Source organism: Streptomyces sp. NPDC050549 (assembly GCF_040655035.1).
Taxonomy (GTDB): Bacteria; Actinomycetota; Actinomycetes; order Streptomycetales; family Streptomycetaceae; genus Streptomyces.
Genome location: NZ_JBFAJD010000021.1, coordinates 71,415 through 86,513, shown reverse-complemented (window position 1 = coordinate 86,513; position 15,099 = coordinate 71,415). Strand labels below are relative to the sequence as shown.

The following is a 15,099-nucleotide window of genomic DNA, read 5'->3' as shown; positions in this document are numbered from 1 at the left end:
CATGACCGCAGATCCCATCACCACGAACGAATCCGGCGCCGCGAACCGTCCCTACCGTGAAGTGACCGACGCCAACGGCCGCGTGTACCGCGTCGGTGAGACCGACCGGGACATCCTCGGCCACTCACGCAGGATCATGATCTATCTGCCGTGGATCGCCATGATGGCGATCAGTGTCTTCGAGTACGCGTACGGCTCCGCGGAGGACACCCTGTCCAGCGCGCACGGCTGGACGCAGAGCAACACCTTCTGGATCCTGAGCATTTGGGTCTTCTTCCAGGCCGGCATCGCCTTCCCGGCGGGCTGGCTGCGGGAGAAGGGCGTCCTCACGGCCCGCAAGGCGATGTACGCCGGCTCCGTCATGTGCGTGATCGGCTTCCTCGCGCTGTCCCACCTGGACAACGTGTGGCTGGCGATCATCGGCTTCGGCGTGATCGGCGGTATCGGCGCCGGCCTGGTCTACGCGACCTGCATCAACATGGTCGGCAAGTGGTTCCCCGAACGGCGGGGCGCCCGCACCGGATTCGTCAACGGCGGCTTCGCGTACGGTTCGCTGCCGTTCATCTTCATCTTCAACTACGCCTTCGACACCGGGAATTACCACCGGGTGCTGGACCTGATCGGCTGTTACATCCTGATCGTGGTGTTCGGGTGCGCGTTCTTCTTCAAGGACCCGCCGAAGAACTGGTGGCCCGCCGACATCGATCCGCTGGCCTACGGCGGCAACGACAAGAGCGCGACGAGCCTCGTCAAGAACCCCCCTGCCGTACGGCAGTTCACGCCCAAGGAGGCCATCCGCACCGGCATGCTGCCGCTGATGTGGCTGTCGATCGTACTGACCGCCGGGGTGTCGATCTTCGGGATCTCCTTCCAGGTCGACTTCGCGAAGGACGTGGGTTTCGGCCCGCTGGTGGCGGCCTCCTCGATGGGCGTCATGGCCGTCATCAACGGCATCGGCCGAGCGGTCGTCGGCTGGCTGTCCGACCTGTGGGGCCGCAGACTCACCCTGGTCTTCGTGATCGTCGTCCTGGGCCTCGCCCAGTTCGGCGTGATCTGGGCCGGCCATCTGCGCAGCGAGTGGCTGTTCCTGTTCTTCGCGTTCCTGTCCGGTTTCGGCGGCGGCGCTTTCTACCCGATGTTCGCCGCCCTGACCCCGGACTACTTCGGCGAGAACTTCAACGCCACCAACTACGGCCTGGTGTACAGCGGCAAGCTCATCAGCGGCCTGTTCGGCGGCGGCCTCGGCTCCATGGTGGTGGCGGCCTGGGGCTACAACGGGGCGTACGCGCTGGCCGGTGGCGTCTCGATGGTGGCGGCGGCGATCGCGCTGCTGCTGCGCCAACCGGGGCGCGGGGACCGGGAGTCGGTGCCCGTTCCCCAACCGCAGCCGGCTACCTGACAGTTCGTCCCCAGGCACCGACTCAGACCTATGTACCTGCACCCACCCGATGGCCCTCCTCGATGCGGGAGGGCCATCGTCTTCTGACCTGTCGGTGCGTCAGGAGCCTTGTGAAGCTCAGGACTTCTCGCGCTCGTGGTACGACCGCCGGGTGTGCTCGGTGTGTTCGCGCATCAGCAGGCCGGCGCGCAGTTCGTCGCGGGCCGCGATCGCGTCGATCAGGTGACGGTGCTCGATCCAGGACGTCAGCCCCCGCTGCCGGGCCACCGGCGTGTAGTACCAGCGGACCCGGCGGTCCACCTGCGCGGCGAGTTCGGCGAGGACCGCGTTGCCGGCCAGCTCCATGACCTTCGCGTGGAAGCGGGCGTTCATGGCGACCGCGGCGTCCACGTCGTCGGCGTCGACGGCGCGCTCGCCCTCCGCGCACAGCTCCTCCAGGACGGCGATGCCCGCCTTGCCCGCGTTGGCGGCGGCGAGGCGGGCGGCCTCGGCCTCCAACAGGGTTCGTACGGTGAGGAGTTGGTCGGCCTCCTCCTCCGTCGGCTCGTGCACGAACGCGCCCTGGGCGGGCCGCAGATCGACCCAGCCCTCGGTGTTGAGCCGCTGCAGCGCCTCCCGCACGGGCTGTCGGGACACTCCGAGGTGCCCGGCGAGTTCGCTCTCGACGAGATGCTGGCCGGGCTGCAGGGCGCGCGTGGTGATGAGTTCGAGCAGCGCCTCGTAGACACGGTCGCGCAGCGGGCCCGGGCGTTCGAGCTTGGGCACCGCTCCCTGCGGCAGTCCTGCGGACAACATCACGGTCCCCTCCTGGGCAACACCGGCATTTTGCAGACAGTAGCCGTACGACCAAGTATCGATTGTCTTTCGTCTACAGTCTACGGTGCACAGTAGCCAGGAGCTGTGGGAGTCGGCCTCGTCACATCCGAGGGTGCGTCCGAAGGCACACCGGGGCGTGTCCACAGGTCACGGGCACCGGACGACCTGGCCGGCGTAGGAAAGATTCCCGCCGAAGCCGAACAGCAGGACCGGGTCGCCGGTGCGGACGGCACCCTGTTCGACGAGCTTCGAGAACGCGAGGGGGATGCTGGCGGCGGAGGTGTTGCCCGATTGGACGACATCGCGGGCGACGACCGCGTTGACGGCGCCGATCTTCTCGGCGAGGGGCTCGATGATGCGCAGGTTCGCCTGGTGGAGGACGACGCCTGCGAGGTCGGCGGGGGTCAGGCCGGCCTTCTCGCAGGCCTTGCGGGCGATCGGCGGGAGCTGGGTGGTGGCCCAGCGGTAGACGCTCTGGCCCTCCTGGGCGAAGCGCGGGGGCGTGCCCTCGATCCGTACCGCGTGGCCCATCTCGGGCACGGATCCCCACAGGACCGGTCCGATGCCGGGTTCGTCGGCGGCCTCGACGACGGCGGCTCCCGCTCCGTCGCCGACGAGGACGCAGGTCGTGCGGTCGGTCCAGTCGGTGACCTCGGACATCTTGTCGGCACCGATGACCAGGGCCCGTACGGCCGCTCCCGCGCGGACGGCGTGGTCGGCGGTGGCCAGGGCGTGGGTGAAGCCGGCGCACACGACGTTGACGTCCATGGCGGCGGGCGAGGGGATGCCGAGGCGGGCGGCGACGCGGGCGGCCATGTTCGGGGAGCGGTCGATGGCCGTGGAGGTGGCGACCAGGACGAGGTCGATGTCCCCGGGCGTCAGTCCTGCGGCGGCCAGGGCCTTGGCGGCGGCGTGCGCGGCCAGCTCGTCGACCGGCTCGTCGGGGCCGGCGATGTGACGGGTCCGGATGCCGACCCGGGAGGTGATCCACTCGTCACTGGTGTCGACCATGCCCGCCAGGTCCTCGTTGGTGAGTACCTTGGCGGGCTGGTAGTGGCCGACGGCGGCGATCCGCGTGCCGTTCATGGGTGGTCCCCCTCGTTGCCTTGGGTAGCGGGATCCACCAGTCTTGCCAGTGACTCGCGGGTACGACGGCAGGTGATGCCACAGGAAACTGCCGTCCGGGTTGTCGGCTTCCGTCATCCGTTCCGCGGTTGACGGTGTCGCCCGAACATTCAGCCGGTGAACAGCTGCTTCGCCTTGAGGATCAGTTCGTAGAGGCCGTAGACGAGGGGTGCGCCGACCCAGAGCCAGGCGAAGGCGATCAGCGGCCGTCGGTCAGGCGGGCTCTGAGTGCTGTCGTTCGACATCTGCGGCCTCCCTCGGGGCGGGGATGTGGTGGCGGGCGTCGACGGGGCGGACGAGTTCGTTGGCGACGAAGCCGATGACGAGCAGCCCGATCATGATGATGAAGGAGGTGCCGTAGAGGGAGGCGCCGTGTTTGCCGGCGGCCTTCTGGTGGTCGGCGATCCAGTTCACGATCAGCGGTCCGAGGACGCCGGCCAGGGACCAGGCGGTGAGGAGCCGGCCGTGGATCGCGCCGACCTGGTAGGTCCCGAAGAGGTCCTTGAGGTACGCGGGTACCGTCGCGAAGCCGCCGCCGTAGAAGGAGAGGATGACGAGCGCGCACAGGATGAACAGCGGCTTCGAGGAGTCGCCGAACAGTGCGATGAGCGCGTACATGACCGCGCCGGCGCCGAGGTAGACGCGGTAGATGTTCTTGCGGCCGATCAGGTCGGAGGTCGACGACCAGCCGATACGGCCCGCCATGTTGGCCGCGGAGAGCAGCGCGACGAAGCCGGCGGCGGCCGACACCGTGACCGGTGTGGAGGTGTCCGCGAAGAAGTCCGTGATCATCGGGGCGGCCTTCTCCAGGATGCCGATGCCCGCGGTCACGTTCATGCACAGGACGACCCACAGGCACCAGAACTGCGGGGTGCGCACGGCGCTGTTGGCGGAGACCTGTACGCCGGAGAGGACGCTGGGGGCGTTCTCGACGGGCTTCTCCGTGCGCGGCACCCGGACGAGCAGCACGCCGAGGGTCATGAAGACCGCATACGAAAGACCGAGTACGAGGAAGGTCTGCGCGATGCCGGTGTTGTCGGCGCCGAAGGACTTCAGCATCTGGGCGGACCACGGGGAGGCGATGAGTGCGCCGCCGCCGAAGCCCATGATGGCGATGCCGGTGGCCATGCCGGGCCGGTCCGGGAACCACTTGATCAGGGTCGAGACCGGTGAGATGTAGCCGATGCCGAGGCCGATGCCGCCGACGAAGCCGTAGCCGAGGACGATCAGCCAGAACTGCTTCGTCTCCGCGCCGAGCGCGGAGATCAGGAAGCCGGAGGAGAAGCAGACGAGGGCGACGGTCATCGCCCAGCGCGGTCCGTTGCGTTCGACGAGGGTGCCGCCGAACGCGGCCGAGAGGCCGAGCATGACGATGGCGAGCTGGAAGGGCAGCGCGCTCTGTGTGCCGCTGAGGTTCAGTGAGGATTCGAGCGGCGGCTTGAAGACGCTCCAGGCGTAGGCCTGGCCGATGGAGAGGTGCACCGAGAGGGCGGCGGGGGGAACCAGCCAGCGGCTCCACGCCGGGGGTGCTACTGGGGGACTCATGATCCCGGACGGTAGGGAGTGGCAAGGGAGTTGAGAAGGCGGCGCGTCGCCGTATGCGATGAGCGGTATGCAGAGTGCGCCGAACGGTCGTTGACACAACGGTCGCTGACGCAACGGTCACTGTCCGAACCCTTGCCGACTCCCGACTCCATACTGTAGACAATATTTCGTCGACACTCTTCGATACTGTTCGGCGCCGTCCGCCCCAACGGGACGGCAGCCACCTCCGCGGTACTCCCTCGACCGAACGGAGAGTCCCAGTGAAAGTCGCAGTCCTCGGCGCCGGTGCGATCGGCGCCTATGTCGGCGCCGCGCTCCACCGAGCGGGCGCCGATGTGCATCTCGTCGCCCGTGGACCGCATCTCGCGGCCATGAGGCAGCACGGCGTCCAGGTCCTCAGCCCGCGCGGCGACTTCACCGTCCGCGCCCATGCCACCGACGACCCGGCGGAGATCGGCCCGGTCGACTTCGTCCTCCTCGGCCTGAAGGCCAACTCGTACGCGGCGTGCGGGCCGCTCATCGAGCCCCTGCTGCACGACACCACGGCGGTGGTGGCGGCCCAGAACGGGATCCCGTGGTGGTACTTCCACGCGCACGGCGGCCCCTACGACGGGCAGCGCGTCGAGAGTGTGGACCCGGGCGGCGCGGTCAGTGCGGTGCTCGCGCCCCAGCGGGCCGTGGGCTGTGTCGTCTACGCGGCAACGGAGCTCGCGGGCCCGGGAGTTGTGCGCCATCTCGAAGGCACCCGGTTCTCGATCGGGGAGCCCGACCGGAGCGTCTCGGCGCGCTGTCTCGCGCTGAGCGAGGCGATGCAGGCGGGCGGGTTGAAGTGCCCGGTCGAGCCGGAGCTGCGCAACGACATCTGGCTCAAGCTGCTCGGCAACATCTCCTTCAACCCGATCAGCGCGCTGGCCCGCGCCACGATGCGGCAGATGTGTCTGCACGGCGGCACCCGCAGGGTCATCGAGATCATGATGACGGAGACATTGTCGGTGGCCGAGGCCCTGGGCTGCGAGGTCGGCGTCTCCATCGAGCGGCGGCTCGCGGGCGCGGAGCGCGTCGGCGACCACCGCACCTCGACGCTCCAGGACCTGGAGCGCGGCAAGCCGCTCGAACTCGACGTACTGCTCGCGGCCGTCGTCGAGTTGGCGGAGATCACCGGTGTGGAGGTGCCGACCCTGCGCACCGTGCACGCCATCTCGGACCTGCTCGCGCTGAGGAGCGCCGCGTGAGGAGATCGAGCGGTGCCGCGGCCGCCCCGCTGTGCGCGTACCGCGGAGCGGGCGGCGACCTCGCTCGGCGCGTGCAGGACAATGGGATCGTGAAGGTCATCTCGTCGCACGGCGGCCCGGTGGCCCACGGCATCCTCCGCATCAAGGGCCGTTTCGGCCACCAGCACGTACAGAACCGGGGCTGATCAGGACATGGGACGAGTCACGGAACGACGCAAGGTGATCCGGATCCGCGACGGCGCGGTCTCCAGCCGTCCGGACACGCTCGTCGCCGAGGAACCTCTGGAGATCCGCCTCAACGGCAAACCCCTCGCCATCACCATGCGGACACCGGGCGACGACTTCGCGCTCGCGGCCGGGTTCCTGGTCAGCGAAGGTGTACTGGCGACTGCACACGATCTGCGGAACATCGTCTACTGCGCGGGGGCGACGGTCGACGGGTCGAACACCTACAACGTGGTCGACGTGCGGACCGCTCCGGACGTGGTGATTCCGGACATCACGCTGGAGCGGAACGTGTATACGACGTCCTCGTGCGGTCTGTGCGGCAAGGCGAGCCTGGACGCGGTCCGTACGACGACCCGCTGGCCGATCGCCGACACTCCCCCGGTCCGTGTCGAGCCCGCGCTGCTGGCGAGCCTCCCCGACCGGCTGCGCGCGGCCCAGCGGGTCTTCGACCGGACCGGGGGTCTGCACGCGGCGGCCCTGTTCAGCGAGGAGGGCGAGCTGCTGGACGTACGGGAGGACGTGGGCCGGCACAACGCGGTCGACAAGCTGGTCGGCCGTGCCCTGCAGAACGGGGACCTGCCGCTGTCCCGGGTGATCCTGCTCGTCTCCGGCCGGGCCTCCTTCGAGCTGGCGCAGAAGGCCGTGATGGCCGGGATCCCGGTGCTGGCGGCGGTGTCGGCGCCCTCGTCGCTGGCCGTGGACCTGGCGGCGGAGACGGGTCTGACCCTGGTGGGCTTTCTGCGCGGCAGCAACATGAACGTGTACGCGGGCGAGGACCGCATCGCCCTGCGGGCCGCGGCCGCCCAGGGCTGACGCCCTCGTCCCGCGGCACGGCGGCGGGGCCCCGGCCGGCGGGGAGCGCCCCCTGCGCCGCAGGGGCCCCGCCTCGGCCCGGACTCGGCCCGGACTCGCCACGCCTTGCGCGGCCCGGACGAACGCCGTGACGTGAGGTGAGCGGCGGGTGGTCTCCCGGGCGAGGATCACCTCGTCGGGTTCGGCGTCGGTCACGGGGTCGCAGGTGATGTCGGGGCGGGAGTACTGCTCGGCGACGGAGTCGCCGGCCCGGACGCCGGCCCTGGAGCCGGCGCCGCTGCGGGTCGACGTGGTCGCGCCCGGCGTGGTGCGCACCGAGCTGTGGCGGGAGTTGCCCGGGAAGCACCGGGAGGGGTTGCCGGGGGCGCTCGCGGTCGGCGGCATCGGCGAGCCGTCCGATGGCGCCAAGGCGTATCCGTGTCTGATGCGCGGCGGATACAGCACGGTTCGACGGTGGTCGTGGACGGCGGCACCGTGCTCGTCCGACGGCCGGGCCGCACTTCTCGACCGCCTTGAGCACGGGGCGTCTCAGCCTCGCGGCGTGAAACCCACCTCCGTCGCCGCCACGACCGACCCCAGCCGTGGGAAGTCGAGTCTGACCGACGCCTGGTGTTCGGCCTCGGTGAGCGCGCTCATGGCGTCCTCGACGAAGACGAGTTGGTAGCCGAGGTCTCCGGCGGCGCGGGCGGTGGACTCCACGCCGAGGTTGGTGGCGATGCCGCCGAACACCAGGGTGTCGACGCCCCGTTGGCGCAGGCGCTCGTCAAGTCCCGTGCCCTGGAAGCCGCCGATCGTCCGTTTCACGATCTCCAGGTCGCTCTCCCGTGCCAGTCCGGCGGCGAGTCCGCTGCCGGAGGGCTGTTCGGTGACGCCGGGGCGTTCGACCCGGATCATTACGACGGGCGCTCCGGCGGAGCGGAAGGCGGCGGCCAACTCCTGCGCCACGGCGAGGACTTCGGTGCCCTTGTACGGTTCGAGCGGCAGCGCGACGATGCGGTCCATCAGGTCGACGAGGACCAGTGCGGTGCGCGCGGGGTCGAGGGCGAGCCAGGGTTCGGGAGTCTGCGGTGGGGTCATGACGGAACGTTAGCTCCCGTCAGCCGTCCGTACCGGAGATCCGGATCAACAGGTCCATGAACCGGTCGCGTTCGGCCACCGTCAGCGGGGCGAGGAGCCGGTCGTTGGCCTCGCGGGCCGCCTTCTCGCAGCGCTTCAGCAGTCGTGCGCCCTCCGCGGTGAGCGACACCGCGTTCTTGCGGCGGTCCTTCGGGTCCGGTTCGCGGACGACGAGGTGTGCGGCCTGGAGGTCGTTGAGGACGCCGACGAGGTCCTTGGGGTCGAGCCCGACGCCGCGGCCGAGGTCGGCCTGGGCGACGGGGGCGAGGTCGCGGACGGCGGAGAGGACCACGTGGTGCCACATCTTGAGCCCTTCGGCGGCCAGGGCGTCGGCGACGAGGGCGCGGCCGCGGGCGGCGGCCCGGCCGAGGAGCCAGCTGGGGAGGGAGCGGATCGCGGGGAGGGGTGCTTCGGCCATGGGGGCAGCCTAGCGAAAAGTCGTTGGACTTCCCAATGAAGTCGTGAATATCATTGGGCTTCCCAACGATCCTCGAAGCTTTCTGGAGGTGCGATGCGTCGCGTCCGGTACGGATCCGCCGGCGGTCCGCTGTTCCTGGAGGAGGCCCCCGTCCCCGAGCCGGGCCCCGGTGAGCTCCTCGTGCGCGCCGAGACGGTCGGGGTCACCCTGCCCGTCGTCCGCAAGGTCTCCGAGGCGGCCGAGCCGATCCCGCTGGGCGGCGAGATCGCGGGCGAGGTGGTCGCCGTAGGACAGGGCGTGACCCGCTTCCGGGTGGGCGAGCGCGTGACGGGGCTGTGCTTCGGGCACGGTTACGCCGACTTCACCGTCCTCCACGAGGCCGTGGCCTCCCCCGTGCCCGACACCGCCTCCACCGTCGACGCGGTCGCGCTCGTCCGCAGCGGTCTGGTGGCGCTCGGCGCGCTGGACGCGGCCCGGCCCGAGCCCGGCGAGGCCGTGCTGATCACGGCCGAGGCGAGCGGAGTCGGCCATCTCGCCGTGCAGTTGGCGAGGGTACGGGGTGCGGGGCGGGTGGTGGGCGCGGTCTCCGATCCGGCGAAGGGCGACTTCGTGCGCGCCCTGGGTGCCGACGAGGTGATCACCTACGACGCGTTGGGCTCGGTCGAGCCCGTCGACTGCGTACTCGACGCGGTGGGCGGCGAGTTGCTCGCACCGGCGGTCGCGGCGCTCGCCCCGGGCGGGCGGCTCGTGGCGTACAGCTCGGGCGGCGGGACGATCCGGGCGTACGACCTTCTCGTGGGCGCCAAGTCCGTGATCGGGTTCCAGATGGCGCGGATCGCGCGCGGGAGGCCGGAGTTGTACGAGCGGTGGCAGCGGGAGCTGTGGCAGTTGTTCGCCGAGGGTGCCCTGAAGCCTTTCGTGCACGGGGAGTTCGGGCTCGCGGAGGCGGCGAAGGCGCACGAGGTGGTCGAGTCGCGGAGCAACTTGGGCAAGGTCGTGCTGCGGCCCTGAGAAACCGACCGGTCCCCGATACACCGTCAACTTCCGTGACTCCGACCACTGCACGCTTCTTGTGAGGCTCCGGATGCCCCGACTAACGTCTGTGGCGTGTCCATTGGACATGGGATGTCCGGATGTAAAGACGAATGAAGGGCAGGTCGCACCGCCATGCCGTCAAGTCTTCGCACACGTCTGAGATCCTCCCTCACCGCCGCACTCACCCTGGCCGCGCTGCTCATGCTCCCCGGCCCCGCGCACGCCACCGCTCAACCCACCTCCCCCGCAGCCGAGTTCGATCAGCAGGTCCTCTTCAAGACGTCCCAGGACCCGGGCTACGCCTGCTTCCGGATCCCGGCCGTCGTGCGGACGAACGACGGGACGCTGCTCGCGTTCGCCGAGGGCCGGGTCCTCAACTGCGGTGACGCCGCCGACATCGACATCGTCGTCAAACGCTCCACCGACGACGGCGTCACCTGGAGCCCGCTGCAGGTCGTCAACCACGGCGGCGGCGACACCCACGGCAACCCGGCGCCCGTCGTGGACCGCGAGACGGGCCGGATCCTGCTCGCCGAGACGTACAACACGGGCCGTACGGACAGCGCCAGTTGCTCGGTCCCCTGCGACCGCACCCCGCATCTGCAGTACAGCGACGACGACGGCCTCACCTGGTCGAAGCCGCGTGACCTGAGCGACGAGATCCTGCCCCCGAACTGGAACTCCTGGTACGCCACCGGCCCCGTGCACGGCATCCAGCTCACCCGGGGCAAGCACCGGGGCCGGCTGGTGTTCGGCGTCAACACCGAGACCTGGGACGGGATTCGGGTCACCGCGAACAACGCGGCGCTGATCGTGAGCGACGACGGCGGCGACCACTGGAGGGTCGGTGCCACCGACTCGTACCCCGTCGCGGCCGACGGGACCTGGCGGCAGAAGCCGTCCGAGCTGACGATGACCGAGCGCACCGACGGTTCGATTCTGGTGAGCGGCCGTGAGCAGGACGGCACCGACCTCGGCCACCGCACCCAGGCGGTCAGCCGCGACGGCGGCGACAGCTTCACCGCGCCCTTCCGCGACCTGCCCGGCCTGTACGCCCCGCAGGTCCAGTGCTCCACGCTCGGTCTCGGCTCCCGGATCCTGCTGGCCTGCGACGCGGATCCCGACCGGCGCCGGACGATGATGATCCGGTCCTCCTACGACGGCGGGCGCACCTGGGACAGCGTGGACCGCGGCACGGTGGTGACGAAGGACTGGTCCGGCTACTCCGACATGGCGCGCATGGACGGGGACACGGTGGGGCTGCTCTACGAGGGCGGTGCCGTGTCGGCGACGGACGAGATCCGTTTCGCCCGCTTCGGCGAGGCCTGGCTGCAACCGCGTCGCGGCCCGGACCCGACGACCGCCGACCTGGCCCCGCACGCCGGGCGGGCGGCCGTGCTCGGCGGCGCCCGGGAGACGGACGGCGTGTCGGGCGGCGCCCTGTCCTTCGACGGTGTCGACGACGCCGTACGTCTGCCGTACAGCGACCGACTGCCCCTGGGGACAAAGGACTTCACCGTTTCTCTCTGGTTCCGGTACACCGCGACGACCGGCGACCAGCCGTTCCTGTGGATGGGCGGGGTCGGCACCAGCCAGCCTCAGGTGTGGCTGCGCGGTGAGCCCGCCGGCAATCACGTCCGGGCGCTGATCACCACCCGGGAGGGTGCGACGGCCGTCCGCACCACCTCCGTGGTGACCGCCGGCGCCTACAACGACGGGCAGTGGCATCACGCCGTAGTGCGGCGCGGGGGAGGGCAGTTGACGCTGTCCGTGGACGGAACGACCGTGAGCACGGCGGATGTGACGGGTTCCGTGAGCCGCAACTCGCCGTTCGGCGTGCACCTCGGCCAACGGGTGGACAGTCTGCAGTACTTCACCGGGTCCCTCGACGAAGTCCACGTCTGGGACCGGCTGTTGACGGACGACGAGCTGACCGCCCAGCAGCCGCCGGCCGCGGGGACCGTTCTGTGGCTGCCCATGGACCGGGTGAGCGGCAGCCACTAACGTCCCGGGCGTGCCCGAGGACCGACGAGCACGACAGCGGACGGGAGCCGGGGTCGGCCTGTTGCTGACCCTGGCTCTCGCGGCCGTGCTGCTCACCGCCCTCCCGAAGGACCACGACCGGGAGGGCGGCGGCGCGTGCGGGGCCCGTGCGGTGCGCTCCTGGTCGGCCGACGCACGGCTCACCGACTCCTTCGCCGCGTACGGCGACGACGCGACCCGCTCCGACGACTGGACCGGCGGCGACGGCACCCACTCGGTGCGGCTGCCGGACGGGCGGGTGCTGTGGCTGTTCTCCGACACCTATCTCGGCCAGGTGCACGGACCGCCCAACCCGGTCGGCGAGTCGTACGTCTGGCGGGACACCACGGCGCCGCTGGTGCGCAACTCGGCGGTGGTGATGCGCGACGGACACCCCCAATTCACACTTCCTGCCCCGCTGTTCCCCGATCCGGGCCCGAACGAGTGGCGTTGGCCGGTGGCGGCCCGCGTCGAGCCCCGCTCCCCCGGCTCGGCCGAGTCCGTCGTACGGGTGCTGCTGTGGACGCGGACGGCGGGGGCGTATCCGTGGATCTACGGGGTGCCGACGGCTACCGAGGTGGCCACGCTGTCGCTGCCGGACCTGCGGGTGGAGTCGATCGCGAAGGTCTTCGACCAGCAGCTGGTCCAGGACCCGTCCCGGCGGGTGCAGTTCGGGACGACGCTGGTCGCGGTGGGCGGGTGGACGTATGTCTTCGGCGGGAACGACGCGCAGGCGGCGGCCCGGCCGACGTCCTCGGCGTATGCGGCGCGGGTACCGGAGGGACGGCTCGGGGAGCCGGGTGCCTGGGAGTACTGGGACGGTTCGGCGTGGACGGCCCGGGCCGGGCCGCGGGCGGTGCTCGGGGACGGTCGGCACACCGGTGTGGGGAGCGCGTTCTCGGTGCTGCGGGACGGTGGGACGTACGTCCTGTTCACGATGGCGGCGGGCAGCCGGGGGCTGACCACCGTGACCTCGTACTGGGCCTGTTCGCCCGTCGGGCCTTGGCACGGGCCGGCCCGGGGATTCAGCCCGCCACTGCCGGCCGGGCAGGTCGCCGCCTACAACCCGCAGGTGCATCCGGCGCTCCGCGGCGACGGGCGGATCGTGCTCAGTTACGACGTCAACTGGCTGGATCCGACCGCCACTTCGGCCGCCTGGAACCTCAGCCGGAACGTGTCGCTGTACCGGCCTCGGTTCGTGACCCTGCGGTTGGGGGCGCCGTCCCGGTGACCTCGGGCTGCGGATCGCGGGCGCGGCGCTTGGCGATGACCGCGCACACCATCAGCTGCATCTGGTGGAAGAGCATCAGCGGCAGTACGGCGAGGGAGGCGTGGGCGCCGAACAGGACGCTGGCCATGGGCAGTCCGGAGGCGAGGGACTTCTTCGACCCGGCGAACTGGATGGCGATCCGGTCCTCACGGTCGAAGCGGAGCGCCTTGCCGCCGTACCAGGTCAGGGTGAGCATCACGGCGAGGATGACGGCTTCCACGGCTAGCAGTCCGGCCAGGCGCAGCGCGCTGACCTGGTGCCAGATGCCCTGGACCATGCCCTCGCTGAACGCGGTGTAGACGACGAGGAGGATCGAGCCGCGGTCGACGTAGCCGAGGACCTTCTTGTGCCGGGTGATGAAGCCGCCGATCCAGCGCCGCAGCAGCTGCCCGGCGAGGAACGGCACGAGGAGCTGCAGCACGATCTTGACGAGGGAGTCGGCGGAGAAGCCGCCCGCGTTGCCGCCGAGGAGGGCGGCGGCGAGCAGCGGGGTGACGACGATGCCCGCGAGGGAGGAGAAGGAGCCGGCGCAGATCGCCGCGGGCACGTTGCCGCGCGCGATCGAGGTGAACGCGATCGAGGACTGGACGGTCGACGGGACGAGGGTGAGGAAGAGCAGCCCCTGGTAGAGGGGGTGGGTCAGGAGCACCGGGACGAGGCCGCGGGCGGCCAGGCCGAGCAGCGGGAAGACGAGGAAGGTACAGGCCAGGACGGTGGTGTGCAGTCGCCAGTGCTTGAGGCCGTCGAGTGCCTCGCGGGTCGAGAGGCGGGCGCCGTAGAGGAAGAAGAGGAAGGCGATGGCGGCCGTGGAGGCGCCGGACGCGATGTCGGCGCCGGTGCCTTTGGCGGGGAGGAGTGCGGCGACGCCCACTGTCCCGAGGAGCAGCAGGATGTAGGGGTCGATCGGCATCCGACTGGGCCGTCGCAGGCGTTTCACTGTGCTCCACCGTCTCGCTGTGCGTCCGCCGTCCGGCGCGGACCTGTGCCCTCCCCATCGTCCTCTTCCGCCTCTTGATCGGGAATCCGTCATACCGCTCTGACTGCCATCACGCTTCGCGATGACCGGAACGGTGTATGCCATGGTGTATGCCATGTACGACCTCTCCCACCTGCGGACTTTCCTCGCGGTGTCCCAGACGCTGAGTTTCACTCAGGCCGCGCGGCGGCTCGGGCTGCGCCAGTCCACGGTGAGCCAGCATGTGCGGCGGCTGGAGGACGCGACGGGACGGCAGCTGTTCACCCGGGACACGCACTCCGTGGAGCTGACGGAGGACGGCGAGGCGATGCTGGGTTTCGCGCGCCGGATCCTGGAGGTGCAGGAGCAGGCGTCGGCGTTCTTCACCGGCACCCGGCTGCGCGGCCGGCTGCGCTTCGGGGCGTCCGAGGACTTCGTCCTGACCCGGCTGCCGGAGATCCTTGAGGGCTTCCGCCGCGACCATCCCGAGGTGGACCTGGAGCTGACGGTGGAGCTGTCCGGGACGCTGCACGAGCAGCTGGCGGCCGGGAAGCTGGACCTGGTGCTGGCGAAGCGGCGGGCCGAGGATCCCCGGGGTGAACTGGTCTGGCACGACAAGCTGGTGTGGATCGGTGCGGAGCGGCTGCGCCTGGACGCGGACCGCCCGGTGCCGCTGATCGTCTATCCGCCGCCGGGGATCACCCGGGCGCTGGCCATGGAGGCACTTGAGCGGCAGGGGCGGCCCTGGCGGATCGCCTGCACGAGCGGCAGTCTGAACGGGCTGATCGCCGCCGCCCGGGCGGGACTCGGGGTCATGGCGCACTCGGAGGGGCTGGTGCCGCCGGGGCTTGTGCGGGTGCCGGAGCGGGCGGGCCTGCCGGAATTGGGCGAGGTCGATTTCGTGCTGGTGCACGGACGGCGCCGGGTTTCCGCACAGGGGGCGGCGGACGCACTGGCGGCGGCGATTCTGGCGGGCGGGGATCGGCTGCATCGGCGCGGTCCGTAATACCGGCACTATCGGCGCTCCATTGCGGGGAGATACCGATATCGAATTGCTCGACGGTAAGAAGAAACACGGCACAAGAATTACTGACCGGGGGAATGCGCGACAGCGGGCGGCGCTGT

The 15,099-nt window shown here is 70.5% G+C and carries 14 protein-coding genes and 1 pseudogene; 8 read left to right on the top strand and 7 right to left on the bottom strand.

The window, feature by feature from the left end; translation table 11 throughout:
* Window position 1: 1 nt before the first annotated feature.
* The gene (locus AB0I51_RS28150; RefSeq protein ID WP_362979754.1) at window positions 2-1,399 is read left to right on the top strand and encodes an OFA family MFS transporter; all 1,398 of its coding nucleotides are present in this window, start codon (window positions 2-4) and stop codon (window positions 1,397-1,399) included.
* Window positions 1,400-1,516: 117 nt separating this feature from the next.
* Here the strand turns inward: AB0I51_RS28150 and AB0I51_RS28145 are convergent, their stop codons facing one another.
* The 4 genes from AB0I51_RS28145 to AB0I51_RS28130 form a co-directional block, all read right to left on the bottom strand.
* A complete protein-coding gene (locus AB0I51_RS28145) occupies window positions 1,517-2,194 on the bottom strand; it encodes a GntR family transcriptional regulator (RefSeq protein WP_362979875.1) in 678 nt (225 codons plus the stop codon).
* Window positions 2,195-2,362: 168 nt separating this feature from the next.
* Window positions 2,363-3,301: a beta-ketoacyl-ACP synthase III gene (locus AB0I51_RS28140; RefSeq protein ID WP_362979752.1), complete on the bottom strand. Its 939-nt coding sequence runs from the start codon at window positions 3,299-3,301 to the stop codon at window positions 2,363-2,365.
* A 149-nt stretch (window positions 3,302-3,450) separates the two neighbouring features.
* Window positions 3,451-3,585: a hypothetical protein gene (locus AB0I51_RS28135; protein ID WP_362979750.1), complete on the bottom strand. Its 135-nt coding sequence runs from the start codon at window positions 3,583-3,585 to the stop codon at window positions 3,451-3,453.
* A complete protein-coding gene (locus tag AB0I51_RS28130) occupies window positions 3,554-4,885 on the bottom strand; it encodes an OFA family MFS transporter (RefSeq protein WP_362979748.1) in 1,332 nt (443 codons plus the stop codon). Before AB0I51_RS28130 ends, AB0I51_RS28135 begins: the two co-directional genes overlap by 32 nt.
* A 260-nt stretch (window positions 4,886-5,145) precedes the next feature.
* On the opposite strand from AB0I51_RS28130, the gene AB0I51_RS28125 reads away from it, so the two are divergent.
* The 3 genes and pseudogenes from AB0I51_RS28125 to fdhD all read left to right on the top strand — a co-directional run bounded on the left by AB0I51_RS28125 (window position 5,146) and on the right by fdhD (window position 7,158).
* Window positions 5,146-6,117 carry a 2-dehydropantoate 2-reductase gene (locus AB0I51_RS28125; protein WP_362979746.1) on the top strand — a complete coding sequence of 324 codons (972 nt, stop codon included), beginning with the start codon at window positions 5,146-5,148 and terminating at the stop codon, window positions 6,115-6,117.
* Between the two features lie 29 nt (window positions 6,118-6,146).
* Window positions 6,147-6,302: pseudogene (locus tag AB0I51_RS28120) on the top strand (Fe-S-binding domain-containing protein); the annotation flags it as partial.
* A gap of 7 nt (window positions 6,303-6,309) precedes the next feature.
* Window positions 6,310-7,158, top strand: a complete 849-nt coding sequence (fdhD, locus tag AB0I51_RS28115) for a formate dehydrogenase accessory sulfurtransferase FdhD (RefSeq protein WP_362979744.1) — start codon at window positions 6,310-6,312, stop codon at window positions 7,156-7,158.
* Window positions 7,159-7,686: 528 nt separating this feature from the next.
* Here fdhD and AB0I51_RS28110 read toward each other — a convergent pair.
* Window positions 7,687-8,235: an isochorismatase family protein gene (locus AB0I51_RS28110; protein ID WP_362979742.1), complete on the bottom strand. Its 549-nt coding sequence runs from the start codon at window positions 8,233-8,235 to the stop codon at window positions 7,687-7,689.
* 19 nt (window positions 8,236-8,254) lie between these two features.
* On the bottom strand, window positions 8,255-8,692 hold the full coding sequence (locus AB0I51_RS28105; protein WP_362979740.1) for a MarR family winged helix-turn-helix transcriptional regulator: 438 nt from the start codon (window positions 8,690-8,692) through the stop codon (window positions 8,255-8,257).
* A 93-nt stretch (window positions 8,693-8,785) separates the two neighbouring features.
* Here AB0I51_RS28105 and AB0I51_RS28100 point away from each other — a divergent pair, with 93 nt between their 5' ends.
* The 3 genes from AB0I51_RS28100 to AB0I51_RS28090 all read left to right on the top strand — a co-directional run bounded on the left by AB0I51_RS28100 (window position 8,786) and on the right by AB0I51_RS28090 (window position 12,980).
* Window positions 8,786-9,703: an NADP-dependent oxidoreductase gene (locus AB0I51_RS28100; protein ID WP_362979738.1), complete on the top strand. Its 918-nt coding sequence runs from the start codon at window positions 8,786-8,788 to the stop codon at window positions 9,701-9,703.
* A gap of 156 nt (window positions 9,704-9,859) precedes the next feature.
* Window positions 9,860-11,731: a sialidase family protein gene (locus AB0I51_RS28095; RefSeq protein WP_362979736.1), complete on the top strand. Its 1,872-nt coding sequence runs from the start codon at window positions 9,860-9,862 to the stop codon at window positions 11,729-11,731.
* A gap of 10 nt (window positions 11,732-11,741) precedes the next feature.
* Entirely contained in the window at window positions 11,742-12,980 is a 1,239-nt protein-coding gene (locus AB0I51_RS28090; protein WP_362979734.1) for a hypothetical protein, read from the top strand.
* Here the strand turns inward: AB0I51_RS28090 and AB0I51_RS28085 are convergent.
* The gene (locus tag AB0I51_RS28085; protein WP_362979732.1) at window positions 12,913-13,929 is read right to left on the bottom strand and encodes a bile acid:sodium symporter family protein; all 1,017 of its coding nucleotides are present in this window, start codon (window positions 13,927-13,929) and stop codon (window positions 12,913-12,915) included. The genes AB0I51_RS28090 and AB0I51_RS28085 overlap by 68 nt on opposite strands.
* A 181-nt stretch (window positions 13,930-14,110) precedes the next feature.
* Here AB0I51_RS28085 and AB0I51_RS28080 point away from each other — a divergent pair, with 181 nt between their 5' ends.
* Window positions 14,111-14,980: a LysR substrate-binding domain-containing protein gene (locus tag AB0I51_RS28080; RefSeq protein WP_362979873.1), complete on the top strand. Its 870-nt coding sequence runs from the start codon at window positions 14,111-14,113 to the stop codon at window positions 14,978-14,980.
* Window positions 14,981-15,099: the final 119 nt, after the last annotated feature.

What these genes read in the sequence shown, in the direction of transcription:
- AB0I51_RS28110 (WP_362979742.1), bottom strand. Translation starts at nt 8,235, where the DNA reads ATGACCCCACCGCAGACTCCCGAACCCTGGCTCGCCCTCGACCCCGCG.
- AB0I51_RS28095 (WP_362979736.1), top strand. Translation starts at nt 9,860, where the DNA reads ATGCCGTCAAGTCTTCGCACACGTCTGAGATCCTCCCTCACCGCCGCA.
- AB0I51_RS28105 (WP_362979740.1), bottom strand. Translation starts at nt 8,692, where the DNA reads ATGGCCGAAGCACCCCTCCCCGCGATCCGCTCCCTCCCCAGCTGGCTC.
- AB0I51_RS28140 (WP_362979752.1), bottom strand. Translation starts at nt 3,301, where the DNA reads ATGAACGGCACGCGGATCGCCGCCGTCGGCCACTACCAGCCCGCCAAG.
- AB0I51_RS28130 (WP_362979748.1), bottom strand. Translation starts at nt 4,885, where the DNA reads ATGAGTCCCCCAGTAGCACCCCCGGCGTGGAGCCGCTGGCTGGTTCCC.
- AB0I51_RS28100 (WP_362979738.1), top strand. Translation starts at nt 8,786, where the DNA reads ATGCGTCGCGTCCGGTACGGATCCGCCGGCGGTCCGCTGTTCCTGGAG.
- AB0I51_RS28085 (WP_362979732.1), bottom strand. Translation starts at nt 13,929, where the DNA reads ATGCCGATCGACCCCTACATCCTGCTGCTCCTCGGGACAGTGGGCGTC.
- AB0I51_RS28145 (WP_362979875.1), bottom strand. Translation starts at nt 2,194, where the DNA reads ATGTTGTCCGCAGGACTGCCGCAGGGAGCGGTGCCCAAGCTCGAACGC.
- AB0I51_RS28080 (WP_362979873.1), top strand. Translation starts at nt 14,111, where the DNA reads ATGTACGACCTCTCCCACCTGCGGACTTTCCTCGCGGTGTCCCAGACG.
- AB0I51_RS28135 (WP_362979750.1), bottom strand. Translation starts at nt 3,585, where the DNA reads ATGTCGAACGACAGCACTCAGAGCCCGCCTGACCGACGGCCGCTGATC.
- fdhD (WP_362979744.1), top strand. Translation starts at nt 6,310, where the DNA reads ATGGGACGAGTCACGGAACGACGCAAGGTGATCCGGATCCGCGACGGC.
- AB0I51_RS28150 (WP_362979754.1), top strand. Translation starts at nt 2, where the DNA reads ATGACCGCAGATCCCATCACCACGAACGAATCCGGCGCCGCGAACCGT.